The sequence below is a fragment of the Streptomyces sp. NPDC016845 genome (genome assembly GCF_044332585.1).
Taxonomy (GTDB): Bacteria; Actinomycetota; Actinomycetes; order Streptomycetales; family Streptomycetaceae; genus Streptomyces.
Map to the genome: position 1 here is coordinate 1 of NZ_JBIRPI010000016.1, position 23676 is coordinate 23676.

At 72.7% G+C, this 23676-nt stretch carries 18 protein-coding genes and 1 rRNA gene; 15 read left to right on the forward strand and 4 right to left on the reverse strand.

Features of this window, described 5'->3' with window-relative positions:
- Together rrf and ACH4RC_RS29160 are read left to right on the forward strand one after the other, a co-directional pair.
- A 5S ribosomal RNA gene (rrf, locus tag ACH4RC_RS29155) occupies positions 1 to 93 on the forward strand; the annotation flags it as partial.
- Between the two features lie 1215 nt (positions 94 to 1308).
- A complete protein-coding gene (locus tag ACH4RC_RS29160; RefSeq protein ID WP_398206446.1) occupies positions 1309 to 2055 on the forward strand; it encodes a hypothetical protein in 747 nt (248 codons plus the stop codon).
- 53 nt (positions 2056 to 2108) lie between these two features.
- On the opposite strand, the gene ACH4RC_RS29165 is transcribed toward ACH4RC_RS29160, so the two are convergent.
- Entirely contained in the window at positions 2109 to 3545 is a 1437-nt protein-coding gene (locus ACH4RC_RS29165; RefSeq protein WP_398206188.1) for a DUF1015 family protein, read from the reverse strand.
- 71 nt (positions 3546 to 3616) lie between these two features.
- Here ACH4RC_RS29165 and ACH4RC_RS29170 point away from each other — a divergent pair, with 71 nt between their 5' ends.
- The 4 genes from ACH4RC_RS29170 to ACH4RC_RS29185 all read left to right on the forward strand — a co-directional run bounded on the left by ACH4RC_RS29170 (position 3617) and on the right by ACH4RC_RS29185 (position 8032).
- Positions 3617 to 4672, forward strand: a complete 1056-nt coding sequence (locus tag ACH4RC_RS29170) for an HAD hydrolase-like protein (protein ID WP_398206189.1) — start codon at positions 3617 to 3619, stop codon at positions 4670 to 4672.
- 293 nt (positions 4673 to 4965) lie between these two features.
- Complete coding sequence (locus ACH4RC_RS29175; protein ID WP_398206191.1) at positions 4966 to 6012, forward strand: FecCD family ABC transporter permease; 1047 nt, start codon at positions 4966 to 4968, stop codon at positions 6010 to 6012.
- Between the two features lie 32 nt (positions 6013 to 6044).
- Positions 6045 to 7082, forward strand: a complete 1038-nt coding sequence (locus tag ACH4RC_RS29180) for a FecCD family ABC transporter permease (protein WP_398206193.1) — start codon at positions 6045 to 6047, stop codon at positions 7080 to 7082.
- A 68-nt stretch (positions 7083 to 7150) separates the two neighbouring features.
- Positions 7151 to 8032 (forward strand): ABC transporter ATP-binding protein, encoded by an 882-nt coding sequence (locus ACH4RC_RS29185; protein ID WP_398206194.1) that lies wholly within the window; start codon positions 7151 to 7153, stop codon positions 8030 to 8032.
- Here ACH4RC_RS29185 and ACH4RC_RS29190 read toward each other — a convergent pair.
- Entirely contained in the window at positions 8016 to 8363 is a 348-nt protein-coding gene (locus tag ACH4RC_RS29190; protein WP_398206196.1) for an SCP2 sterol-binding domain-containing protein, read from the reverse strand. The genes ACH4RC_RS29185 and ACH4RC_RS29190 overlap by 17 nt on opposite strands.
- A 42-nt stretch (positions 8364 to 8405) precedes the next feature.
- Between ACH4RC_RS29190 and ACH4RC_RS29195 the strand changes: the two genes are divergently transcribed.
- The 6 genes from ACH4RC_RS29195 (at position 8406) to ACH4RC_RS29220 (ending at position 14534) form a co-directional block, all read left to right on the forward strand.
- The gene (locus ACH4RC_RS29195) at positions 8406 to 8714 is read left to right on the forward strand and encodes a hypothetical protein (RefSeq protein WP_398206198.1); all 309 of its coding nucleotides are present in this window, start codon (positions 8406 to 8408) and stop codon (positions 8712 to 8714) included.
- A 7-nt stretch (positions 8715 to 8721) separates the two neighbouring features.
- Positions 8722 to 9537 (forward strand): TlyA family RNA methyltransferase, encoded by an 816-nt coding sequence (locus ACH4RC_RS29200; RefSeq protein ID WP_398206200.1) that lies wholly within the window; start codon positions 8722 to 8724, stop codon positions 9535 to 9537.
- A complete protein-coding gene (locus tag ACH4RC_RS29205) occupies positions 9534 to 10439 on the forward strand; it encodes an NAD kinase (protein WP_398206201.1) in 906 nt (301 codons plus the stop codon). Before ACH4RC_RS29200 ends, ACH4RC_RS29205 begins: the two co-directional genes overlap by 4 nt.
- Before the next feature lie 255 nt (positions 10440 to 10694).
- Positions 10695 to 12428 carry a DNA repair protein RecN gene (gene recN, locus ACH4RC_RS29210; RefSeq protein WP_398206448.1) on the forward strand — a complete coding sequence of 578 codons (1734 nt, stop codon included), beginning with the start codon at positions 10695 to 10697 and terminating at the stop codon, positions 12426 to 12428.
- Positions 12421 to 13230: a hypothetical protein gene (locus ACH4RC_RS29215; protein WP_398206203.1), complete on the forward strand. Its 810-nt coding sequence runs from the start codon at positions 12421 to 12423 to the stop codon at positions 13228 to 13230. The genes recN and ACH4RC_RS29215 overlap by 8 nt, the downstream gene beginning before the upstream one ends.
- 173 nt (positions 13231 to 13403) lie before the next feature.
- Entirely contained in the window at positions 13404 to 14534 is a 1131-nt protein-coding gene (locus ACH4RC_RS29220; RefSeq protein ID WP_398206205.1) for a glycosyltransferase family 4 protein, read from the forward strand.
- A gap of 112 nt (positions 14535 to 14646) precedes the next feature.
- Here ACH4RC_RS29220 and ACH4RC_RS29225 read toward each other — a convergent pair whose 3' ends face one another.
- Together ACH4RC_RS29225 and ACH4RC_RS29230 are read right to left on the reverse strand one after the other, a co-directional pair.
- On the reverse strand, positions 14647 to 16299 hold the full coding sequence (locus ACH4RC_RS29225) for a PucR family transcriptional regulator (RefSeq protein WP_398206207.1): 1653 nt from the start codon (positions 16297 to 16299) through the stop codon (positions 14647 to 14649).
- 59 nt (positions 16300 to 16358) lie between these two features.
- Positions 16359 to 18161, reverse strand: a complete 1803-nt coding sequence (locus ACH4RC_RS29230; RefSeq protein WP_398206450.1) for a glycoside hydrolase family 15 protein — start codon at positions 18159 to 18161, stop codon at positions 16359 to 16361.
- 566 nt (positions 18162 to 18727) lie between these two features.
- Between ACH4RC_RS29230 and ACH4RC_RS29235 the strand changes: the two genes are divergently transcribed.
- The 3 genes from ACH4RC_RS29235 (at position 18728) to ACH4RC_RS29245 (ending at position 23666) form a co-directional block, all read left to right on the forward strand.
- A complete protein-coding gene (locus ACH4RC_RS29235; RefSeq protein WP_398206208.1) occupies positions 18728 to 20419 on the forward strand; it encodes a CTP synthase in 1692 nt (563 codons plus the stop codon).
- A gap of 106 nt (positions 20420 to 20525) precedes the next feature.
- A complete protein-coding gene (locus tag ACH4RC_RS29240; RefSeq protein WP_398206209.1) occupies positions 20526 to 21155 on the forward strand; it encodes an NUDIX domain-containing protein in 630 nt (209 codons plus the stop codon).
- 417 nt (positions 21156 to 21572) lie between these two features.
- A complete protein-coding gene (locus ACH4RC_RS29245; protein ID WP_398206210.1) occupies positions 21573 to 23666 on the forward strand; it encodes a tetratricopeptide repeat protein in 2094 nt (697 codons plus the stop codon).
- The last annotated feature ends 10 nt before the right edge of the window (positions 23667 to 23676 follow it).

Genomic DNA, 23676 nt, shown 5'->3' on the forward strand with positions numbered 1-23676 from the left:
ACGCCCGGTTACATTCCGAACCCGGAAGCTAAGCCTCACAGCGCCGATGGTACTGCAGGGGGGACCCTGTGGGAGAGTAGGACGCCGCCGAACTATTATTGAGAGGACCTTCGGTCCCGGCACACATGCTGGGACCGAAGGTCCTTTTTTGTTTTTCCAGAGCTTTTCTCGAAGCGCGCCGGCACCCCGGCTGCGCGAGAATGACTGCGGTACCGAAGACAGGAGTCCCCGATGTCCCCCAACTCTCCCGACGATCGACCGGAGCGCGATCAGCGCCGCCGGGACAGTGGCGACCGGGGCGGCTACCGCGGGAGCGCTCCGCGCGGTGACCGGCGTGGAGAGCGTCCGCAGGGCGACCGCGACCGCGACCGCGACCGTGGACCGCGCCGAGACGGTGACCGGCCCTCGTACCGACGCGACGACCGCCGTGATGATCGGCGCGATGACAATCGTGGTGGCGGCTTCCGGCGTGATGACAACCGTGGTGGTGGGTTCCGTGGGCGGGATGACCGGCCCTCGTACGGCGACCGTGATCGTGACCGGGATCGTGGGCCGCGGCGTGATGGTGACCGGCCGCCGTTCCGGCGGGATGACCGGCGTGATGACAATCGCGGTGGTGGGTTCCGTGGGCGGGATGACCGGCCCTCGTACGGTGGCGGTGACCGGGACCGTGACCGGGATCGTGGGCCGCGGCGTGACGGTGACCGGCCTCCCTTCCGCCGTGACGACCGACGTGATGACCGGCGCGATGACAATCGTGGTGGCGGCTTCCGGCGTGATGACAACCGTGGTGGTGGGTTCCGTGGGCGGGATGACCGGCCCTCGTACGGTGGCGGCGACCGTGACCGTGACCGGGATCGTGGGCCGCGGCGTGACGGTGACCGGCCTCCCTTCCGCCGTGACGACCGACGTGATGACCGGCGCGATGACAATCGCGGTGGTGGGTTCCGTGGGCGGGACGACCGGCCCTCGTACCGTCGTGACGACCGGGACCGTGACCGGGATCGTGGGCCGCGGCGTGATGGTGACCGGCCGCCCTTCCGCCGTGACGACCGCCGTGACGACCGCCGTGACGACCGCCGTGACGACCGGCGGGACGACCGGCGGGACGACCGGCGGGACGACCGGCGTGACGACCGGCGTGACGACCGGCGTGGTGGTGGGTTCCGTGGGCGTGATGATCGTGGGGGGCGGCCCGGTGGGGGCTACCGCGGGCGGGATGACCGGCGTGATGACCGTCGGGACGACCGGCGTGGTGGCGGGCGTTTCCGGGACGAGCGGGAGCGGGATCGTGAGCCGATCAAGCGGCTGCCGATTCCGGAGGACGTCTCCGGGTTCGAGCTCGACAGGGATGTGCAGCAGGAGCTGCAGTCGCTGCCGAAGGGGCTCGCGGAGGACGTCTCCAAGAACCTCGTCATGGTCGCCCGGCTGATCGACGAGGACCCGGAGAAGGCTTACGGATACGCGAAGGTCGCGCTGCGGCTCGCTTCGCGAGTGGCCGCTGTGCGCGAGGCCGCCGGGTTCGCCGCGTACGCCAACCAGGAGTACGGCGAGGCGCTCGCCGAGTTCCGGGCCGCGCGGCGGATGACCGGGCGCGTGGAGCTGTGGCCCGTCATGGCCGACTGCGAGCGAGGGCTCGAACGGCCGGAGAAGGCGCTCGACATGGCCGGGGCGCCCGAGGTGCAGAAGCTGGACAAGGCCGGGCAGGTCGAGATGCGGCTCGTCGCGGCCGGCGCCCGGCGTGACATGGGGCAGCTGGACGCCGCCATCGTGACGTTGCAGAGCCCCGAGCTCGCGTCGAACTCCGTACAGCCGTGGACGGCGCGGCTCCGTTACGCGTACGCCGACGCGCTGCTGGCCGTCGGGCGTGAGGGTGAGGCGCGCGAGTGGTTCGCCAAGGCCGTGGAGTCCGACAAGGACGGCAGCACGGACGCGTCGGACCGCCTTGCCGAGCTGGACGGGGTCGAGTTCGTCGACGCCTTCGACGGTGATGAGGACGGCAACGCCGACATCGATGACGATGTCGACGACGCCGACGACGGCGACGCGAAGTAGGCGTCGGCGGCGGGTCTTGTGACGACTGACGGGCGGGCCTTCGGGTCCGCCCGTCAGTCGTTTCCGTCGTCCGTGAGCGTGCGCAGGACCAGGCCGGTGGCCGGCTTCGGGCCGAACGACGTCGACTTGCGGGGCATCGTCACGCCCTGGCGGGCCAGTTCGCGTACGACCTCCTCGCGGACCGGGTGCATGAGGACCGCGGTGCCGCCGTCGCGGCGGGCCTTCTCGACCGTGGCGTCCATGGCGTGGATGTAGGTGACGTCGGCGGGGGAGTCCTCGGCGATGCCCCACAGATGGGCGAGGAGCGTGGAGTGCAGGACCGTCGCGTCCAGGGTGCGCCAGGGCTCGGGGCGGTCCTTCGGGACCGTGCGGTCGAGGAGGGCGGCGTCGGGGCGGTCGAGCAGGTAGTACCGGTCGGCGGTGCCGGTCAGGAGGAAGGCGTTGCCGTGGCGGGCCGCCTCGGCGAGGGACTCCATCGCCGAGGGAAGGGGGCCCGCGACCTCCCGTATGCGGAAGTGGGGGGACGCCGCCGCCAGGGCCTCGTCGAGCGGGAGGTTGTTCAGGAGGCGGTGGATGGCGCGGACGCGCAGGGGGTAGCGGGCCGTGTCGACGAGGAGGACCAAGCCGTGGTCCCACGGGGTCGGCGACGGATGTTCGGCGCGTAGCCGCAGGTAGGTGGCCCAGCGGTGGTGGCCGTCGGCGATGAGGGCCTGGCGGTGCGACAGGTCGTCCTGGACCGTACGGATGTCCGACGGGTCCGTGATCGCCCACAGGCGGTGGCTGTAGCCGTCCTCGGTGGTCGTGGAGAGGAGGGGCGTGGTGTGGCGGGTGGTGTGTTCGATGAGGGTGGCCGCGGCGCCGGGTGTTTCGTCCTCGGGCGCCTTGTCATTGGCCGAGTTGTCGCCGGGCGCCTTGCCGACGGTCGGGTTGTCGGCGGGTGCCCTGTCGACGGCCGGGTTGTCGGCCGTCGGGCCTGCGGTGGTCGGGCCGGCGTCGGTCGAGCCTGTGGTGACCGGGTCGTTGCCGCGGTAGGTGAGGAGGAGTGGCTCGAAGTTCGCCTCGGTGGTGCGCATCAGGCCCGCGCGGTCCTCGACGATGTGCGGCATGACGTCTTCGTGCGGCAGGACCACGCCCTCCGCCACCTCGGACAGGCGCAGGGCGCCGATGAGGCCGCGCTGCAGGAGTTCGCCGTTGCGCTGCTCGTAGACGTAGAGGGCCGGTTCGGTGTCGGCGGCGAGGACGCCTTCGGCGAGCCAGCGGTGCAGGGTGGCGGCCGCCTGGTCGTTGCGCGACTGCGGCGACGTGGCCTGCGGGAGGATCAGGCGGACGATGTTGTGCGGGTCCGCGCTCTCCAGGTGGAGCAGGCCGTCCGGGCGCACGACGACGTCGTACGGGGGTGAGGTGACGGCCGCGAGGCTGCCGATGCGCTCGGGGTCGTAGCGCACCCCGCGGAAGGGGCGCAGATCCAGGCCGTCACCTGCAGTGTTCATGCGGGCATCGTACGAGTGTCAGTGGTGTGAGGGATGATCGGGGGAGAGGGATCGAGGAAGGGCGGAACGGAATGAGCCAGAGTGCGAGCGGTGCGGCCGGCGCGGAGCCGCGGGTGCGGCCGGGGAGCAGCGCGCGGGCGCTGAGCGAGGCGTACGACACCGCGCTGCTCGATCTGGACGGGGTGGTGTACGCGGGTGGGCACGCCATCGTGCATGCGGTGGAGTCGCTGGCGGACGCGCGGGAGGCGGGGATGCGGCTCGCGTACGTCACCAACAACGCGTTGCGTACGCCGGACGCTGTCGCCGAGCACCTGGTGGAGCTGGGGATTCCGACCGGGGCCGACGATGTGATCACTTCCGCGCAGGCCGTTGCCCGGCTCGTCAGCGATCAGCTGCCCGAGGGGGCGCGGGTCCTTGTCGTCGGCGGGGAGGGGTTGCGGGTGGCCCTGCGGGAGCGGGGGCTCGTGCCGGTCGACTCGGCGGACGACGAGCCCGTCGCGGTCGTGCAGGGGTACGGGGGGCCCGACATGGCGTGGAAGCGATTCGCGGAGGCCTGTTATGCCATCGCGGGCGGTGGCGTGCCGTGGTTCGCGTCCAACACCGACCTGACGATCCCGAGCGCGCGCGGTATCGCTCCGGGGAACGGGGCGGCGGTGGAGGTCGTCCGGATCGCGACGGGGGCGGAGCCGCAGGTCGCGGGGAAGCCGTTGCCGCCGATGCACCGGGAGACCATTTTGCGTACGGGGGCGAAGACACCGCTGGTGGTCGGGGACCGGCTCGACACGGACATCGAGGGCGCGTTCAACGGGGAGGTGGACTCGCTGCTCGTGCTCACCGGGGTGACGGACGCGGCGCAGCTGCTCGCCGCGCCGCCGCAGCACCGGCCCACGTACGTGGACCGTGACCTGCGCGGGGTGCTCACCGGGCAGCCCGAGGTGACGGTCGAGGGGGACGGCTTCCGGTGCGGGGGGTGGACCGCCTCCGCGGGGGACGAGCGGCTGGAGCTCGAAGGGGACGGTGAGGCGATGGACGGGCTGCGGGCGTTGTGCGCGGCGGCTTGGACGGTTGCGGGGGACGGGGTTTGCGAGCTGGACGCGGAGAAGGTTCTGGGGCGCCTCCAGCTGTAGGGGGGTGGCCGCGGCGAGTCGGGCCCGGCGGGTGCAGGTGGTGCGGGTGCGGTCGCGGTCGGCGCGGTCGTCCCTTCCATCATCGCTTCAGCCGCTTCAGCCGCTTCAGCCGCTTCAGCCGCTTCAGCCGCTTCGGCTCGCCGATGGCCGCCGCCAGTCGCTCCCCGGCCCCGGGCGTAGCCCGCGGCGTGACAGGGCAGGGCGCATGAGGGATGCTTCTCTCGGGCAGCGGGACGCGGTCCATGGCGGCCAGCGAAATTGGGCCGATTTGGAGGGTAGGCTAACCTAACCTCGTGTTGGTCGACAGTCCCCCAGAAACGAGCGCGGACACCGCTCCCGCGCCACCCGGCCGCCGTACGGCGATACGTACGGCCGGGCTGCTCGCCTCGCTCGTCGTGCTGGTCGCCGTGTGCGTGGCGAGCATCGCCGTCGGCGCCAAACCGCTCTCGCTCGACCAGGTCTGGCACGGGCTGTTCCACGACTCGGGGACCTACGCCGACATCGTGGTGGGTGAGCGCGTCTCCCGTACGCTGCTGGGTCTGCTCGCCGGGCTCGCGCTCGGCCTCGCCGGAGCCGTGCTGCAGGCGCTGACCCGCAACCCGCTCGCCGACCCCGGCATCCTCGGCATCAACATGGGCGCCTCCGCCGCCGTCGTCACCGCGATCAGCTTCTTCGGTGTGACCTCGCTCAGCGGCTACGTGTGGTTCGCCTTCGCCGGTTCCGCCGCTGTCGGCGTGCTCGTGTACGTGCTCGGCGGTACGCGCAGTGCTACGCCCGTGCGGCTCGCGCTCGCCGGTACCGCGATCACCGCCGCGCTCTCCGGCTACCTCTACGCCGTGATGATCACCGACGACGTAGCGCTGAACCGTATGCGGTTCTGGCAGGTCGGTTCGCTGGCCAGCGCCAAGACGGACACGATCGAGCAGGTGCTGCCGTTCATCGCGGTCGGCGCCGTGCTCGCGCTGGGCCTCGCCCGGCCGCTCAACGCGATGGCCATGGGTGACGACACCGCCCGCGCCCTCGGCGCCCACCTCGGCCGCACCCGCGCCCTCAGCATGGCCGCCGCGACGCTGCTCTGCGGCGCCGCCACCGCCGCCTGCGGGCCCATCGTCTTCGTCGGCCTGATGGTGCCGCACATCGTGCGCTCGTTCACCGGCCCCGACATGCGCTGGATCCTGCCGTACGCGGCGGTCCTCTCACCCGTGCTGCTGCTCGGCGCCGACGTCGTCGGCCGGATCGTGGCCCGCCCCGCCGAACTCCAGGTCGGCATCGTCACCGCGGTCATCGGCGCCCCGGTCTTCATCCTTCTCGTACGACGCCGGAGGCTGGCCCAGCTGTGAAGGCGATGAAGACGATGAAGGTGACGAAGACGATGAAGACAGTGAAGGCGATACGCACCCCGGGCGGACTCTCCGTCCGGCTCGACGTCCGCGCGGCCGTCGTCGTGGGCGTGCTCGTCGTGGCCGCGCTCGCCGCGAGCGTCGTCCTCATCGGCACCGGCGACTTCCCGATCCCGGCCCTCGACGTCCTGCGCACCCTCGCCGGGCACGGCGACGCCGGGCAGGAGTTCATCATCAACGACCTGCGGCTGCCGCGGGTCCTCGTCGGCCTCCTGGTCGGCGGCGCGCTCGGCCTGTCCGGCGCGCTCTTCCAGTCCATCTCGCGCAACCCGCTCGGCAGCCCCGACGTGCTCGGCCTCGGGCAGGGCTCGACCGCGGGCGCGCTCGTCATGATCGTGATCTTCGGCGGCAGCGCCGCGCAGGTCGCGCTCGGCGCGCTCGTCGGCGGACTCGTCACAGGGCTCGCGATCTACCTCCTCGCGTGGAAGCGGGGCGTGCACGGCTACCGGCTCGTCCTGGTCGGTATCGGCGTCTCCGCGTTCGTCACCGCCGTCAACGGCTATCTGCTGACCAAGGCCGACTTCGTGGACGCGGCCCGCGCCACCGTGTGGATGACCGGCTCGCTCAACGGGCGCGGCTGGGAGCAGGTGTGGCCGCTGCTCGTCCTGTTCGCGATCCTCGTGCCGGTCGTCGCCGTGTTCGGACGGCCGCTGCGCATGCTGGAGATGGGCGACGACTCGGCCGGCGCGCTCGGCATCCGCGTCGAGCGGACCCGGCTGCTGCTGCTCACCGCCTCCGTCTTCCTGACCGCGGCCGCGACCGCCGCGGCGGGCCCGGTCACCTTCGTGGCGCTCACCTCCCCGCAGATCGTCCGGCGCCTCACCAAGTCGCCGGGGCCGAACCTGATGGCCGCCACCTGGATGGGCGCGACGCTGCTGATCGTCGCCGACCTGGTCTCGCAACGGATGTTCGGCGCGGACCAGCTGCCCGTCGGCGTCGTGACCGGCGTCGTCGGCGGCGCGTATCTGCTGTGGCTCCTCGTCACCGAGCGCAAGGCGGGCCGGATATGAGGGCCCGGACGCACACCTCCACGGCCGACCAGCCGCACCAGACCCTCCAGAACCGAAGGAGCACCGCTGTGAACAGGCTGATAGCCGACGACGTCACACTCGGCTACGACCAGCGCGTCATCGCCGAGAAGCTGTCCGTGGAGATCCCCGACCACTCCTTCACGGTGATCGTCGGCCCGAACGCCTGCGGCAAGTCCACCCTCCTTCGCGCCCTGTCGCGGATGCTCAAGCCGAGCGCGGGCCGCGTCCTGCTCGACGGCGGCGTCATCCAGTCGATGCCCGCGAAGAAGGTCGCCAAGACGCTGGGCCTGCTGCCGCAGTCCTCCGTGGCGCCCGACGGCATCACCGTCGGCGATCTCGTCGCGCGCGGCCGCTACCCGCACCAGGGCCTGCTGCGCCAGTGGTCGCCGGAGGACGAGAAGGTCGTACGGGAGTCGATGGAGTCCACCGGCGTCGCCGAGCTCGCCGACCGGTACGTCGACGAGCTCTCCGGCGGTCAGCGCCAGCGCGTGTGGATCGCCATGGCGCTGGCCCAGCAGACGCCGCTGCTGCTCCTCGACGAGCCGACCACGTACCTCGACATCCAGCACCAGATCGACGTGCTCGACCTCTGCGCCGAGCTGCACGAGGAGCAGGGGCGCACGCTCGTCGCCGTTCTGCACGACCTCAACCACGCCGCCCGCTACGCGACCCACCTCATCGCCCTGCGCGGGGGCGAGGTGATCGCCGAGGGCGCGCCGAAGGACATCGTCACCGCCGATCTCGTCGAGCGGCTGTTCGGGATGAAGTGCCAGGTCATCGATGACCCGGAGACGGGTACGCCGCTGGTCGTGCCCGCCGCCCGCAAGGCGCGCAGGCCCGCGCATCCGAAGGCGCCGGAAGCGGTTGCGGACGTGGACGCCCCGCAGGGCTCGGGAGTCGACTCCGAAGTGGCTAAAGCAGCGTCCTGAGGCGCAGCAGGTCGCGGAACGAGGCCTCCAGCCTGACCCGGCCCGCGGCCCACGCCTTCGCGAAGTTCAGTCGGCCGTTCACCAGGGCCACCAGATCGTCGCCCGTCATCGCGAGGCGGATCTGCGCCTTCTCGGCCGGCGGCCCGGGGTAGGTGGACAGGACCTCGATCCGGCCGTCCCGCAGGCGGCCGGAGAACGTCATGTCCAGGTCCGTGATGCGGCAGCTCAGGGTGCGGTCGAGCGCCGCGGCGGCCCGGACGTCGCCGTCCGCGCCCGCCATGGTGTCCGAGAGTTTGTCGAGCGCCGCGCGGCACTCCTCCGTAGTGGCCATCGTGATCGACGGTACACCGGGCTTCCGAGGTAGCGTCTGAGCATGAGTGAGCCCCCCGCCGAACCCCCCGCCGAACAGCCGTATGAGCCGTATGAGCCGTACGAGCCCGCGGCCCCGGTCCCCCTCGGCGTCGTGCGCACCCCCACCGGCAACGCCGACGTGGACGCCCAGCTCGAGCGGCTCGGCGATGTGGACCACCTCGCGGCGGACGGACACGTCGAGGTGTACGAGGATGTACACCAGGGCCTTCGCACCGCGCTGACCGCGCTCGACGCCAGGCCCCAGCCTTCGGCGACGCCCTCACCGGCACCGTCGCCGGCGCCCTCACCGACGTACGAACACAGGAGCTGAACCGACCGTGGCAGGTGTGGCACGTCGCCGCCTCGACGCCGAACTCGTCCACCGCAAGCTGGCCCGCTCGCGGGAGCACGCCAGCCAGCTGATCGCGGCCGGGCGGGTGAGCGTGGCCAAGATCGTCGCGACCAAGCCCGCGACGCAGGTGGACGCCGGGGTCTCCATCGTCGTCGCCTCGGACGACAGCGACCCCGACTACGTCTCGCGCGGCGGGCACAAGCTCGCGGGCGCGCTCGCCGCGTTCGGGCCGCAGGGGCTCGTGGTGAAGGGGCGGCGGGCGCTGGACGCCGGGGCGTCGACGGGCGGCTTCACGGATGTCCTGCTGCGGGCCGGGGCCGCGCACGTCGTCGCCGTCGACGTCGGATACGGGCAGCTCGCCTGGTCACTCCAGAGCGATGAACGCGTCACCGTCAAGGACCGTACGAACGTACGCGAATTGACGCTGGAGGCGATCGACGGAGTGCCGGTGGACGTGGTGGTCGGGGATCTTTCCTTCATCCCGCTCGGGCTCGTGCTGCCCGCCCTCGCGCGGTGCGCCGCGCCCGACGCGGACCTTGCCCTCATGGTCAAGCCGCAGTTCGAGGTCGGCAAGGAGCGGCTCGGCAGCGGCGGCGTCGTGCGCAGCCCCGAGCTGCGGGCCGAGGCGGTGCGCGGCGTGGCCGCACAGGCGTACGCGCTCGGGCTGGGCGTGCGGGGCGTCACCGCGAGCCCCCTGCCCGGGCCCTCCGGGAATGTCGAGTACTTTCTGTGGCTGCGTGCCGGGGCGCCCGAACTGGACCCGGCCGACGTTGACCGTGCAGTGGCGGAGGGGCCGCGTTGACAGAGACCCGAGCTCGTACTGTTTTCCTGCTCGCGCACACCGGGCGGCCCGCGGCCATCCGCAGTGCCGAACTCGTCGTGGAGGGGCTGCTGAAGAGCGGCCTCGGCGTGCGGGTGCTCGCCTCGGAGGCGGCCGACCTGCCGCTGCCGCCGTCCGTGGACCTCGTGCAGGAGGCCACCCCGGCCTGCCTCGACGGGTGCGAGCTGCTCATCGTCCTCGGCGGTGACGGGACGCTGCTGCGCGGGGCCGAGTTCGCGCGGGCGTCCGGGGTGCCGATGCTCGGCGTGAATCTCGGGCGGGTCGGGTTCCTCGCGGAGGCCGAGCGCGACGACCTCGACAAGGTCGTCGACCGGGTCGTCACCAAGGAGTACGAGGTCGAGGAGCGCATGACGATCGACGTCGTCGTGCACCGCAACGGTGACGTCGTCCACCGGGACTGGGCGCTCAACGAAGCCGCCGTGCAGAAGACCGAGCCCGAGCGGATGCTCGAGGTCGTTCTCGAGATCGACGGGCGGCCGGTGACCGGGTTCGGGTGCGACGGGATCGTCTGTGCGACTCCTACCGGGTCCACGGCGTATGCGTTCTCGGCGGGCGGGCCTGTGGTGTGGCCCGAGGTGGAGGCGTTGCTGATGGTGCCCATCAGCGCGCATGCGCTGTTCGCCAAGCCGCTTGTCACGTCGCCGGACTCTGTGCTCGCTGTGGAGGTGCAGCCGCACACGCCGCACGGGGTTCTGTGGTGTGACGGGCGTCGGACGGTGGGGTTGCCGGCCGGGGCGCGGGTGGAGGTCCGGCGGGGGGCCGTGCCTGTGCGGCTGGCTCGGCTGCATCATGCGGTGTTCACGGATCGGCTGGTGGCCAAGTTCGCGTTGCCGGTCGCGGGGTGGCGCGGGGCGCCGCACTGACGGGTGCGCGTCCGCGTCCGGCCGTGGCATGCCGGGTGACCGTCTCGTCGTGGCTGGTCGCGCGGTTCAGGGCGCGTCTGCCTGGTTGCGTGATCGTTGCCGGGCGCCGGTCTCGTCGTGGCTGGTCGCGCGGTTCCCCGCGCCCTTTCAGGGCGCTGGTCGTGCCGTTCGTCGCGCCCCTTTCGGGGCACTCGCTCAGGGGGCCGTCGCACGGACCGCCCCTAACCTCGTAAGGTCGTGTTCGTGTTGGAGGAGATGCGGATACGGTCGCTCGGAGTCATCGACGACGCGGTGGTCGAGCTGTCACCCGGATTCACGGCGGTGACCGGCGAGACCGGCGCGGGCAAGACGATGGTCGTCACCAGCCTCGGGCTGCTGCTCGGCGGGCGGGCCGACCCCGCGCTCGTGCGGATCGGCGCGAAGAACGCCGTCGTGGAGGGGCGCGTCGCCGTGCCCGCCGGGTCAGGTGCCGTGGCGCGTGCCGAGGAGGCCGGGGCCGAGCTGGAGGACGGGGTGCTGCTCGTCAGCCGGACCGTCTCCGCCGAGGGGCGTTCGCGGGCGCATCTGGGCGGGCGGTCGGTGCCGGTGGGCGTGCTCGCCGAGCTGGCCGATGAGCTGGTCGCCGTACATGGGCAGACCGATCAGCAAGGGCTGCTCAAGCTCGGGCGGCAGCGGCAGGCGCTCGACCGGTACGCCGGGGACGCCGTCGCTGCTCCGCTGGCCAAGTACGCCACCGTCTACAAGCGGCTCAAGGCCGTCAGCGGCGAGCTGGACGAGATCACCACGCGCGCGCGGGAGCGGGCGCAAGAAGCCGATCTGCTGCGGTTCGGGCTCGACGAGATCGCCGCCGTGGAGCCGCGCGCCGGTGAGGACGTCGAGCTGTCGGACGAGGCCTCGCGGCTCGGGCACGCCGAAGCGCTCGCCTCGGCCGCCGCCGCCGCGCACGCCGCCCTGGCCGGGAACCCCGAGGACCCGGAGGGCGTCGATGCCACGACGCTGGTCGGGGGCGCCGCCCGGGCTCTCGACGCCGTACGGGCCCATGACCCGGCCCTCGCCACGCTCGCCGAGCGGATCGGTGAGGTGCAGATCCTGCTGACCGATGTCGCCGCCGAGCTCGCCGGGTACGCCGACGACCTGGACGCCGACCCGCTGCGGCTCTCGGCCGTCGAGGAGCGCAGGGCCGCGCTGACCCAGCTGACCCGCAAGTACGGCGCGGACGGAGAAGGCACGGCGGGCGTGCTCGCCTGGGCCGAGACGAGCGCCGCCCGGCTGCTCGAACTGGACGGCGACGACGAGCGGATCGACGAGCTGAGCGCCGAGCGCGAGTCGCTGCGCGGTGAACTCGGCGCCCTCGCCCAGGAGCTGACCAGCGCCCGTACCGAGGCCGCCTCGCGGTTCGCCGCCGCCGTCACCGGGGAACTCGCCTCGCTCGCCATGCCGCACGCGCGCGTGTCCTTCGACATCCGGCAGAACGAGACCGCCGCGGGCGACGGCGTCGAGGTCGACGGGCGGACCGTGGCGTGCGGGCCCAGCGGCGTCGACGAGGTCGAGCTGCTGCTCGCGCCGCACCCCGGCGCCCCGCCGCGGCCCATCGCCAAGGGCGCGTCCGGCGGTGAGCTGTCCCGCGTGATGCTCGCGGTCGAGGTCGTCTTCGCGGGCACCGACCCCGTGCCGACCTACCTCTTCGACGAGGTCGACGCCGGTGTCGGCGGCAAGGCGGCCGTCGAGATCGGCCGGCGCCTCGCGAAGCTCGCCAAGACCGCGCAGGTCGTGGTCGTCACGCACCTGCCGCAGGTCGCGGCCTTCGCCGACCGCCAGCTCCTGGTCGAGAAGACGAACGACGGGACCGTCACACGCTCGGGCGTCACCGTGCTCGAAGGCGAGGACCGCGTACGGGAGTTGTCGCGGATGCTCGCCGGCCAGGAGGACTCGGAGACGGCGCGGGCGCACGCCGAGGAGCTGCTCGAGGCGGCCCGCGCCGATGCCTGAGGCCGTGCGGCGAGAGCGCGTGCCAGGCGTCGCGGGGCAGACGGCAACTGTCGGACAGGCCCTGGGCGTCGCCGCTCTGGCCGCGGGCGTCACCCGTGCCGCCCGCACCGCTCTGCGCCGTACGAAACCGGGCGGCGCGCAGCTCTGGGACCGGAAGAACCACGCGGGCCGCGGCGTCGATCTGTGCGCCGGGCCCGCCGTCACCCTGGGCACCGCGGCGGGCGTGCTCGTCGCGGACCCGGGGACGCGCGGCGCCGCGCTGATCGCCACGCTCGCGGCCGGGGCCTGCGGCGCGTACGACGACGTGGCGGGCGCGGACGACCCCCGGCGCGGCTTCCGGGCCCACCTCGGCGAGCTGCGGCACGGCGAAGTCACGAGCGGCGCCGTGAAATTGTTCGGCATCTCGGCGGCCGGGCTCGTCGCGGGCGCGCTGCTGAAGGAGCGCTTCGTCGACAAGGTCCTGGCCGGGGTCGTCGTCGCGAGCACCGCGCACGTCGTCAACCTCGTGGACGTACGCCCCGGACGCGCGGCCCAGGCGGCGCTCGCGCTCGGCAGCGCCGGGCTGCTGCGCGGATCGCTCGCCGCCGCGCCGATGGGCGCCGCCGTGGTGGCGCTCCCCGACGACCTCGCCGAGCGCGGCATGCTCGGCGACGCGGGCGCGCACGCCCTGGGCGCCGCGCTCGGCGTCGCCATCGTCGCGGGCAACGGACGGGCCGGGCTCGTCGCGCACGCCGCGGGTCTCGTCGCCGCCGTCGCGGGCGGGGAACGCGTGAGCGAGTGGGCCAGGAAAAGCCTGGGCTGAGACCCGCCCTGACTTCACCCGTGTGAGTGGTCCGGTGCGCCGGGTTGCCCGGGACGGCCCGGTGGGGGACCGTGGCCGGTGCCGGAACGTCCGTACGGGCTGGCATCCTTGGCCTGGACCGCACCGCACTCCGGCCCGAACCACCCGAACGACCTCATCAGGAGCCCCGCCGCGTGAGCCACGTGAGCAGCCACTCAGCACACGGACAGTCGCCGCTGCGCACCGTGCAGGTACTGGGTGGCGGCAGCGCGGGCAGCAGCGCCCACGTCCGGTCGCTCGCCGCGGGCCTCGTGGCCCGCGGGGTGCGCGTCACGGTCTGCGCGCCGTCGGAGGCCGAGCGCGCGTACGGGTTCGGGGGCGTCGGCGCCCACCATCTCGCGGTGCCGCGCCGCAGCGACCCGGCGTCCGTCGCCGCGCTCCGCGTGGCCTGCGCCGACGCCGACCTGGTGCACGCGCACGGCCTGCACGCCGCTCTGCGCGCCTCTCTCGCGCTGCACGGCCGCCGCGTCCCGCTCGTCGTCACCTGGCACACCCGCGGCTACGCGGAAGGGGCCCGCGCCCGTCTGCTGCGGATGCTCGAGCGCCGTGTCGCCCGCGCCGCGTCCGTCGTCCTCGGCACCTCGTCGGAGCTGGTCGACCGGGCGCGGGAGCGCGGCGCCCGTGACGCGCGGCTCGCCGCGGTCTCCTTCCCCGCGCGCCGGCTCGAGCGGGTCGACGCCGAGGACGCCGAGCGGGCCCGCAGCAAGACGCGGGCCGAACTGGGCGCTGTGGACCGCCCGTTGCTGATGGCTGTCGGAAGCCTGGAGCGGCATCGCGGCTACGACGTGCTGCTCGACGCCGCGCACGCCTGGCTCGACCTCGATCCGGCGCCGCTGCTCGTCATCGCGGGGGAGGGGCCCGAACGGGCCGCGCTCCAGCGGCGTATCGAGACCGAGGGGCTGCCCGTACGGCTCGCGGGGCGCCGCGACGACGTCGCCGAGCTGCTGCCCGCCGCCGATGTCGCGCTGCTGCCCAGCAGTTGGGAGTCGCGCTCGCTGCTCGCCCAGGAGGCGCTGCACGCGGGCGTGCCGCTGGTGGCGACCCAGGTCGGCGGCGTCCCCGAACTGGTCGGTGAAGCCGCCGAACTGGTGCCCTACGGCGACGCCCCGGCGCTCGCCCGAGCCGTCGAGCGGCTCCTCGATGACCCCGCGCGCCGCGCCGAACTCCGCGACCGGGGGAGGGCGCAGGCCGCGTCGTGGCCGACCGAGGACGCGACGATCGCCCAGGTCCTCAGCGTCTACGACGAGCTGACCGGCGCGTTCTGACCTCCCCTTCGCCATAGAGAAGGTCTTCGCCATATGCAAGGTCTTCGTCATTGAGACGGCTTCGTCGTAGAGACGGCTTCCTCGTAGAGAAGGGTTCGTCGTAGAGACGGGCTCATTGCACGTGGCGGCGGGCCCGCAGCGCCAGGCTCAGCGCGAGCACCGTCTGTGGATCGTCCAGATCCGTGCCGAGCAACTCCCCGATGCGGGCGAGCCGGTTGTAGAGGGTCTGCCGGTTCAGGTGCAGCTCGCGCGCCGTCTCCGCTTTGCGGCCGGCGTGGGCGAGGTAGATCTGGAGGGTGGGCAGCAGCGGCGGCTTCGCGCGTCCGTCGTGGTCCCGGAGCGGGCCGATCGCCCGCTCCACGAACGCGGCGAGGGCCCCCTCGTCGTGGCGGTGCAGTCGCCACAGCAGCAGGTCGATGTCGAGTCGCCGGGCGTCGTGCCACGGCTTGTCGTCCAGGCCCTGCGCCGCCGTCGCCGTCTCGGCCGCGTGGCGCAGGCCCGCCGCCACCGCGGCCCAGCCGCCCGCGCCGCCGACCACGACGATCGGGGCCTGCGCGCCCGCGCGGCGCATCCCGGCCCGTTCGACCCCGGCCCGCAGCGCCGCCGCGACCCGCTCCGCGACCGCCGGGCGCTCCGTCTCCGCGCGCAGGCCGAGCAGCAGCGGCACCCGCCCCTCGACGGGCCGTACGCCGAGCAGGACGGGCACGCCGACCGACGCCAGCTCCTCCGACACGGCCCGTGCGAGGACCGCCCAGCCGCCGCCCGCCGAGGAGCCGACCGGGGTCTCCGGCAGCCGCATCACCACCGGAAGGAGTGGCCCCTGCCCGGTGGGCTTGAAGCCGAGGACGCGGGCCTGCGCCGGGGCGTCCTCCGGCGTGATCCGGCCCTCGGCGAGGTCGGTGAGGAAGTCGCCGCGCCCGCGTGCCGCCAGCTCCTCCTCCTGCCGCGCCTGCATCAGCACCACGGCCAACGACCCCGCGGCGCGCTCGGCGGCGATCCGGTGCACCGGTGCGAGCGGCGCCGCCACCGGCAGGAGCACGAGCCGGGCCCGCACCGAACCGGCTCCGGGCCCGCCGCCCGGCACGTCCACGAGCACGGCGCCGCCGGGCGGTTCGTCCTGGTGGGTCGCGCGCATGCCCTCCCACACCTGGAGCGGGTCGGCGACGTCACCGGCCGCGCCCGCCGCGTACAGGAGTTGCCCGTCGACGGTCTCCAGGAAGACGGGGTTGCCGCTGAACCCGGCGAGGACGTGCAGGACCTGCGGGACACCGCCGCCGCCGAGCAGGGCCTCGGTGCAGCGGCGGTGCACGTCCTCGGCGCGGCGAAGGAGCGCGTAGTGCCCGTTGACGATCTCGGTGTGGATCTCCTCGGTGACCGTCACGAACGGCACCTCGCGGTGCAGCTGCACCAGCGGGAGGCCCGCGGCCCGCGCCGTCTCGACGAGCGCGGCGGGCAGCCGTTCGAACCGCTGGCCAAGCTCTATGACGAGCGCCGCGATGCCCCGCTCGGCCAGTTTCCGGACGAAGGCGCGCTGCTCGGCCGGGCGCGTCCCTAGCCCGTAGCCGGTGCTCAGGAGCAGTTCGCCGCCCTTGAGCAGCGACGCGATGTTGGGCACCTCGCCCGCGTGCACCCAGCGCACGGTCCGCTGCAGCCGGTCCGCGCCGGCCACCACCTCGGGGAGTCCGCTGCGCAGCCCCGGCAGCTCCAGGGCGCGCTGCACGGTGATGCCCCCCGGGGCGTTCTGCGAGGTGCGGGAGGTGTCCATGGGACGGACGCTACCTGCGCGTCCGCCCTACGAACATCCCGGGGCCCGGGACCGGTGACTCAGCCGCTGTACGCCCCTGACGAGGTCAGGCGCAGCGCCGTGTCGATCAGCGGCACGTGGCTGAACGCCTGCGGGAAGTTGCCGACCTGACGCTGCAGGTGCGGGTCCCACTCCTCGGCGAGCAGGCCCAGGTCGTTGCGGAGGGCGAGCAGCTTCTCGAAGAGCTTGCGCGCCTCGTCGACCCGGCCGATCATCGCGAGGTCGTCCGCCATCCAGAATGAGCAGGCCAGGAACGCGCCCTCGTCACCGGGCAGCCCGTCGAGCCCGGCGTTGTCGCCGTCGGTCGGGTAGCGCAGGATGAAGCCGTCCGGCGTGGACAGCTCCCGCTGGATCGCCTCGATCGTGCCGATGACGCGCTTGTCGTCCGGCGGCAGGAAGCCCATCTGCGGGATGAGCAGCAGCGACGCGTCCAGCTCCTTGGAGCCGTAGGACTGCGTGAAGGTGTTGCGCTCGGCGTCGTATCCGCGCGCGCACACGTCCCGGTGGATGTCGTCGCGCAGATCGCGCCAGCGGTCCAGGGGACCGTCCGCCTCGCCCGACTCCAGGAGCTTGATGGTGCGGTCGACCGCGACCCACGCCATCACCTTCGAGTGCACGAAGTGGCGGCGCGGCCCGCGCACCTCCCAGATGCCCTCGTCGGGCTCGTCCCAGTGCTTCTCCAGGTACTGGATGAGCTTGAGCTGGAGCAGCGAGGCGTAGTCGTTGCGGGCCAGGCCCGTCATGTGCGCCAGGTGCAGCGCCTCGGTGACCTCGCCGTACACGTCGAGCTGGAGCTGGTGCGCCGCCCCGTTCCCGACCCGTACGGGCGTCGAGTTCTCGTAGCCGGGGAGCCAGTCGAGCTCGGCCTCGCCCAGCTCGCGCTCGCCCGCGATGCCGTACATGATCTGCAGGTTCTCCGGGTCGCCCGCGACCGCGCGAAGCAGCCACTCGCGCCAGGCGCGGGCCTCCTCGCGGTAACCGGTGCGAAGCAGCGAGGACAGCGTGATCGCCGCGTCCCGCAGCCAGGTGTAGCGGTAGTCCCAGTTGCGCACGCCGCCGATCTCCTCCGGCAGGGAGGTGGTGGGCGCGGCGACGATGCCGCCGGTCGGCGCGTACGTGAGCGCCTTCAGCGTGATGAGGGAGCGCACGACGGCCTCGCGGTAGGGGCCGTGGTACGTACAGTGCTCGACCCACTCGCGCCAGAAGTCCTGGGTCGCCGAGAGCGCGCCCTGAGGGTCCGGCAGCGGCGGCTGGTCCTTGTGCGAGGGCTGCCACTGGATGGTGAACGCGACCCGCTCGCCGGGCGCCACCGTGAAGTCGGAGTACGTCGTCAGGTCCTTGCCGTACGTCTCCGCCTCGGAGTCCAGCCACACGGAGTCGGGGCCGGCGACGGCGACCGTACGGCCGTCGATCTTGTGCACCCACGGGGTGATGCGCCCGTACGAGAACCGCATCCGCAGCGCCGAACGCACCTGGACGCGCCCGGTGACGCCCTCCACGATGCGGGTGAGCTGCGGCGCGCCGTCACGCGGCGGCATGAAGTCCGTCACGCGGACGGTGCCGCGCGGGGTGTCCCACTCGGACTGGAGGATCAGGGAGTCCCCGAGGTAGCCGCGGCGCGTCGCCGCCGGCGGTTCGGAGTCGGCCGCGTGCGCGGGGCCAAGGCGCCAGAAGCCGTGATCCTCGGTGCCGAGCAACCCGGCGAAAATGGCGTGCGAGTCGAAGCGGGGCAGGCACAGCCAGTCGACTGTGCCGTCCCGGCAGACCAGGGCGGCGGTCTGCATGTCTCCGATAAGTGCGTAATCCTCGATGCGCCCGGCCACGTGCGTCTCCAGTCGAACGGCCACGTACGCCCCAGGACCGCGACAGTGGGTCGAGGGACGATCGCAATGCGGTCTCAGCGGTCAGCGGTCATAGGTCTAGATGATCGGTCAACGGTAAACGGTCGACGGTTCACAGACGGAAGTCAACGAATCGTCTTGATACGTCGTCGGGGGACGTCGTCGCAAACGAACCGACCAGCCGGTTGTTCCGGCGACGGCACCTGCATTCACGGACGGGGGTGGCGCCGTTGTGCTGCCGTTCTCCTGTGTGACTCGCCGAGCCGACTGTCGCGAGCAGGATACGACGCGCCCCAGTGATCCGCTTGCCGCTCCTGACAACACGCCTGCGCCGAAAGGGTGACCACCGGGTGACGATGTCGTGGACCCGTGGTGACGCGTGCGCGGAGCGTGGCCGGAAGCACCCTGCCCGCGTCGCTGATACCCTGGTAGCCCGTGAGCCGGTGGTCATAGAACCCCCGAACCGCAGCGACGGCGCCTCCCCGAAAGTCCGGAGTTCGCGCCGGTACGCACCTCCAGACCGCGACCACGGGAGCCCCCTCTTGGCCATGACGCCCAAATCCACGACGACCAAGCACATCTTCGTCACCGGGGGTGTCGCCTCCTCCCTCGGCAAGGGCCTCACCGCCTCCAGCCTCGGGATGCTGCTCAAGGCACGGGGCCTCCGCGTCGTCATGCAGAAGCTCGACCCGTACCTCAACGTCGACCCCGGCACGATGAACCCCTTCCAGCACGGCGAGGTGTTCGTCACCAACGACGGCGCCGAGACCGACCTGGACATCGGCCACTACGAGCGCTTCCTCGACGTCGACCTCGACGGCTCGGCCAACGTCACCACCGGCCAGGTCTACTCGCAGGTCATCGCCAAGGAGCGGCGCGGCGAGTACCTCGGCGACACCGTCCAGGTCATCCCGCACATCACCAACGAGATCAAGCACCGCATCCGCCGCATGGCCACCGACGAGGTGGATGTCGTCATCACCGAGGTCGGCGGCACGGTCGGCGACATCGAGTCGCTGCCGTTCCTGGAGACCGTCCGCCAGGTCCGCCACGAGGTCGGCCGCGACAACGTGTTCGTGGTGCACATCTCGCTGCTGCCCTACATCGGCCCCTCCGGCGAGCTGAAGACCAAGCCCACCCAGCACTCGGTGGCCGCCCTGCGCAACATCGGTATCCAGCCGGACGCCATCGTGCTGCGCTGCGACCGCGAGGTCCCGACCGCCATCAAGCGCAAGATCAGCCTGATGTGCGACGTCGACGAGGACGCCGTCGTGGCCTGCCCCGACGCCCGCTCGATCTACGACATCCCGAAGGTCGTGCACACCGAGGGCCTCGACGCGTACGTCGTCCGCAAGCTGGACCTGCCGTTCCGCGACGTGGACTGGACGACCTGGGACGACCTGCTCGACCGCGTCCACAACCCCGACCACGAGATCGTCATGGCGCTGGTCGGCAAGTACATCGACCTGCCCGACGCCTACCTGTCGGTGACCGAGGCGCTGCGCGCCGGCGGCTTCGCCAACAAGGCCCGCGTCAAGATCAAGTGGGTCACCTCCGACGACTGCAAGACCCCGGCGGGCGCCGCGAAGCAGCTCGGCGACGTCGACGCGATCTGCATCCCCGGCGGCTTCGGCGAGCGCGGTGTGTCCGGCAAGGTCGGCGCGATCCGGTTCGCCCGCGAGAACAAGGTGCCGCTGCTCGGCCTCTGCCTCGGCCTGCAGTGCATCGTCATCGAGGCCGCGCGCAACCTCGCCGACGTGCCGGACGCCAACTCCACCGAGTTCGACCCCGCCACCGGCCACCCGGTCATCGCCACGATGGCCGAGCAGCTCGACATCGTCGCGGGCGAGGGCGACATGGGCGGAACGATGCGCCTGGGCATGTACCCGGCCAAGCTCGCCGAGGGCTCCATCGCGCGCGAGGTGTACGACGGCAAGGAGTACGTCGAGGAGCGCCACCGCCACCGCTACGAGGTGAACAACGCCTACCGCGCCGAGCTGGAGAAGAAGGCCGGTCTGCAGTTCTCCGGGCTCTCCCCGGACGGCAAGCTCGTCGAGTACGTCGAGTACCCGCGCGAGGTCCACCCCTACCTGGTCGCCACCCAGGCCCACCCGGAGCTGCGCTCGCGCCCGACGCGTCCGCACCCGCTCTTCGCCGGTCTGGTGAAGGCGGCCGTGGAGCGCAAGGTCGCCGCCGCGCAGGGTTCCGCGGGTTCCGCGGGGGCCAAGAAGGCCAAGTAAGGCCAAGTGAGGCCTGTCGCACCAGCGATGTACGGTTACCGGGGTGCGTGCCTTTTGCGGCACGTGCCCCGGTTTCTTTTGTGTGTGCGTGGGAGGAAGTGGCGACATGACCGCGATCAAGGACACCCCTGAGCACTGGGAGGTCCGGGCCACCGAGACACCCTTCGTCGGGAACAAGACCTCCGTGCGTACGGACGACGTCGTCATGCCCGACGGGTCGGTCGCCCGCCGCGACTACCAGGTCCACCCCGGCTCCGTCGCGGTCCTCGCCCTCGACGACGAGGACCGCGTCCTCGTCCTCAAGCAGTACCGCCACCCCGTCTCCATGAAGCTCTGGGAGATCCCGGCGGGCCTTCTGGACGTCCCCGGCGAGAACCCGCTGCATGCCGCGCAGCGCGAGCTCTACGAGGAGGCGCACGTCAAGGCCGAGGACTGGCGGGTCCTCACCGACGTGTACACCACCCCGGGCGGCTGCTCCGAGGCGGTCCGCGTCTTCCTCGCGCGGGGTCTCTCCGAGGCGGAGGGGGCTCGCTTCGAGGTGGAGGACGAGGAGGCGGACATGGAGCTGGCGCGGGTGCCTCTGGCGGAGCTGGTTGCCGGGGTGCTCGGGGGCGACCTCCACAACAACTGCCTTGTGGTGGGGGTGCTTTCGCTCAGCGCGGCGCGTGCTGGGGGGCTGGTGGACGGGTTGCGGCCGGCTGAGGCGGAGTGGCCCGCGCGTCCCTTCGACGCGTAGTCGCCGTCGGGGCGACGGTTCTCGGGCGAGCGCGGGTGCGTCGTGGCTGGTCGCGCAGTTCCCCGCGCCCCTGAAGGCCTGCGGCTCCGCCGCGCCTTCCCCGACACGGCGCCCCGGTGGGGACGCGCCCGGTGGGGACGCGCCCTTGAAATGGCGCACGTAGTGCGCATTTCGGGGGCGCGGGGAACTGCGCGACCAGCCACGACGCACCCGCACGCGGCCACGCACGGCGGAGCCCATGGCGCGCCCCGCCCCCGCCCACGCACGGCGGAGCCCACCGCGCTTAATGCGAAGATCCGCTGATCCGATCGGGGGATCTTGGCGCGGCGCTCGCCGGAGACGTACCCGGTCACTGAACTAGGCTCGGGACCGCCCCTGCCGATCCCCGGAGGGGCAGGGTGAGACGGAGCGTGGCCCGTGACGGATCAGGCGGTCGAATCGGACGACGAGACGGCGGTCGGGTCGTCGCCTCGTGACGTGACGGCCCGTCAGTTCTTGGGCCGCAGGCGGGAATTGAAGGAGCTCAGGGCCGACATCGAGCGGGCCGGGCTGGACACCCTGTCCGGCCGGAAAGCACCCCGCGCAAGAGTCCTGCTGATCGCGGGACGCCCCGGCACCGGCCGCACCGCCCTCGCCGAGGAACTGCTGCGCCAGGTGGCGGAGCGGTACCCGGACGGCGCCCTGCGGACCCGGCTCACCGCGCCGGACGGCACCCCCGTACCGACCGAACGAGTCGCCCGTGACCTGCTGAACGCGCTCGAACTGCCCGCGCCCCCGGGGGAGACGGCCGACGACCTGGCGGAGCGGCTGCGCGAGGGGCTCTCGGTGCGCAGGGTCGTGCTGCTGCTCGACGACGCGGGCGATGCCGAGCACGTCGACCCGCTGCTCCCGGACGCCCCGGACTGTCTGGTTGTCGCCGTCGCCGAGGGACCGCTCACCGGGATCGCGGACGTACGGCCCTGCACGATCGGCGGGCTCGACACCAAGTCGGCGCTGGAGCTGCTGACCACGCACATCGGGTCCGTCCGCGTCACCTGCGACCCGCGCTCCGCCGAGGCCCTTGTCGAGCTGTGCGCCGGTGAACCGGCCGCTCTGAAGATCGCCGGCGGCTGGCTGGCCCGGCGGCCCAAGGAATCCGTCGCCGATCTGGCCAGGCAACTGCACTCCGCCGACGACGCCGGGGACGGGCCCGCACTCGTCCGCGTCTTCCGGCACGCCTACGCCACCCTGCCCGGACCGGCCGCGCGGATACTGCGCTACTTGTCCCTGGCGCCCGAGGGCTACGTCGACCCGCACACCGCGTCCGCGCTGGCGGGCTGCTCCGTCTCCGCCGCCCGCGCCACGCTGGACGACTTCGTCGCCCTCGGACTCGTCCGCGCCGTCGGCACGCGGCTGCCGCAGTACGAGGTGCCGGTCTGCCTGATCCCGTTGTTGCGCGGGCTCACCGAGAGCCAGGACCGGCCCGGCGAACTCCAGCTGGCCCGCGCCCGGATGCTGGAACGGACCGTCCGCCTGCTGACCTCCTGCCGCGCCGTCACCGAGCCCGCCGACAGCCCGGCCCGAAAGAAGCTCGCCGGGCTGCCCAGCGCCCTGCGGTTCCCGGACCCGGCGGCAGCGGCGGAGTGGCTGCACGCCAGGCAGCCCGCGCTGCTCGCCGCGGCCCGGCTCGCCGTGGCCGACGGCGACCTCGACACCCTGGCCCGGCGGCTGATGGCGGCGCTGGTGCGAGCCCTCGTCGCGCACCGGGGCACCGAGGCCGCAGCCCCTGAGCTGTACGCCGTCCATGGCCTCGTGCTCGATGTCGCCGGGCGACGGAACCTGCCCAGGGAGAAAGCCGCCGCGCTGCTCAACCTCGGTGATCTCGACGCCGGTACCGGGCGGACGCGGGAGGCGCTCGCCCGGTACCGGGCCGCGCTCGACGCCGGACGGGCGGCGCAGGACCCGTACGCCACCGGCCGCGCGATGGAATCCGTGGGCGGCGCGTATCAGCAGCTGGAGGACTGGCACCGGGCGGCGGACTGGTACGGGCGGGCCCTCGCCCAGCGGCTCGCGCGGGGTGAGCGGGCCGACGCCGCACGGCTGCACGGGCGGATCGCCGCCGTCCACACGTACGCGGGGCGCTACGGCGAGGCGCTGCGCGGCTGGCGTTCGGCGATCGCCGGGTACCGCAAGGAGGGCGATGTGCCCGCCCAGGCGCGGGCGCTGAGCGAGCTGGCCCGGGTGCAGGAGTACGCCGGGCGGCCCGAGGAGTCGCTGCGTATCTGTCAGGAGGCGGCCGAGTGGGCGCGGCAGGCCAAGGACGTACGGCTGCAGGCGGCGCTCCAGCTACGGCTCGCCGACACCCTCGAACGGCTCGGGGACCCGGCCGCCGCCAAGCTGCACCGGGGTGCGGCCGAGCGCATGCTGGGAGAGGAGGCGGCCAGGTCAGCCGTGGGCGGCGCTCCGGAAGCAAACCCTTCGGAACATGCGGCTAACACCTGCGAAATCCGTAGTGCTTCACCAGAAGATTGATGTATCGAAA

Coding starts and splice junctions, on each gene's coding strand:
- ACH4RC_RS29180 (WP_398206193.1), top strand. CDS start 6,045: ATGAAGACAGTGAAGGCGATACGCACCCCGGGCGGACTCTCCGTCCGG.
- ACH4RC_RS29170 (WP_398206189.1), top strand. CDS start 3,617: ATGAGCCAGAGTGCGAGCGGTGCGGCCGGCGCGGAGCCGCGGGTGCGG.
- ACH4RC_RS29165 (WP_398206188.1), bottom strand. CDS start 3,545: ATGAACACTGCAGGTGACGGCCTGGATCTGCGCCCCTTCCGCGGGGTG.
- ACH4RC_RS29225 (WP_398206207.1), bottom strand. CDS start 16,299: ATGGACACCTCCCGCACCTCGCAGAACGCCCCGGGGGGCATCACCGTG.
- ACH4RC_RS29240 (WP_398206209.1), top strand. CDS start 20,526: ATGACCGCGATCAAGGACACCCCTGAGCACTGGGAGGTCCGGGCCACC.
- ACH4RC_RS29195 (WP_398206198.1), top strand. CDS start 8,406: ATGAGTGAGCCCCCCGCCGAACCCCCCGCCGAACAGCCGTATGAGCCG.
- ACH4RC_RS29190 (WP_398206196.1), bottom strand. CDS start 8,363: ATGGCCACTACGGAGGAGTGCCGCGCGGCGCTCGACAAACTCTCGGAC.
- ACH4RC_RS29235 (WP_398206208.1), top strand. CDS start 18,728: ATGACGCCCAAATCCACGACGACCAAGCACATCTTCGTCACCGGGGGT.
- ACH4RC_RS29215 (WP_398206203.1), top strand. CDS start 12,421: ATGCCTGAGGCCGTGCGGCGAGAGCGCGTGCCAGGCGTCGCGGGGCAG.
- recN (WP_398206448.1), top strand. CDS start 10,695: ATGCGGATACGGTCGCTCGGAGTCATCGACGACGCGGTGGTCGAGCTG.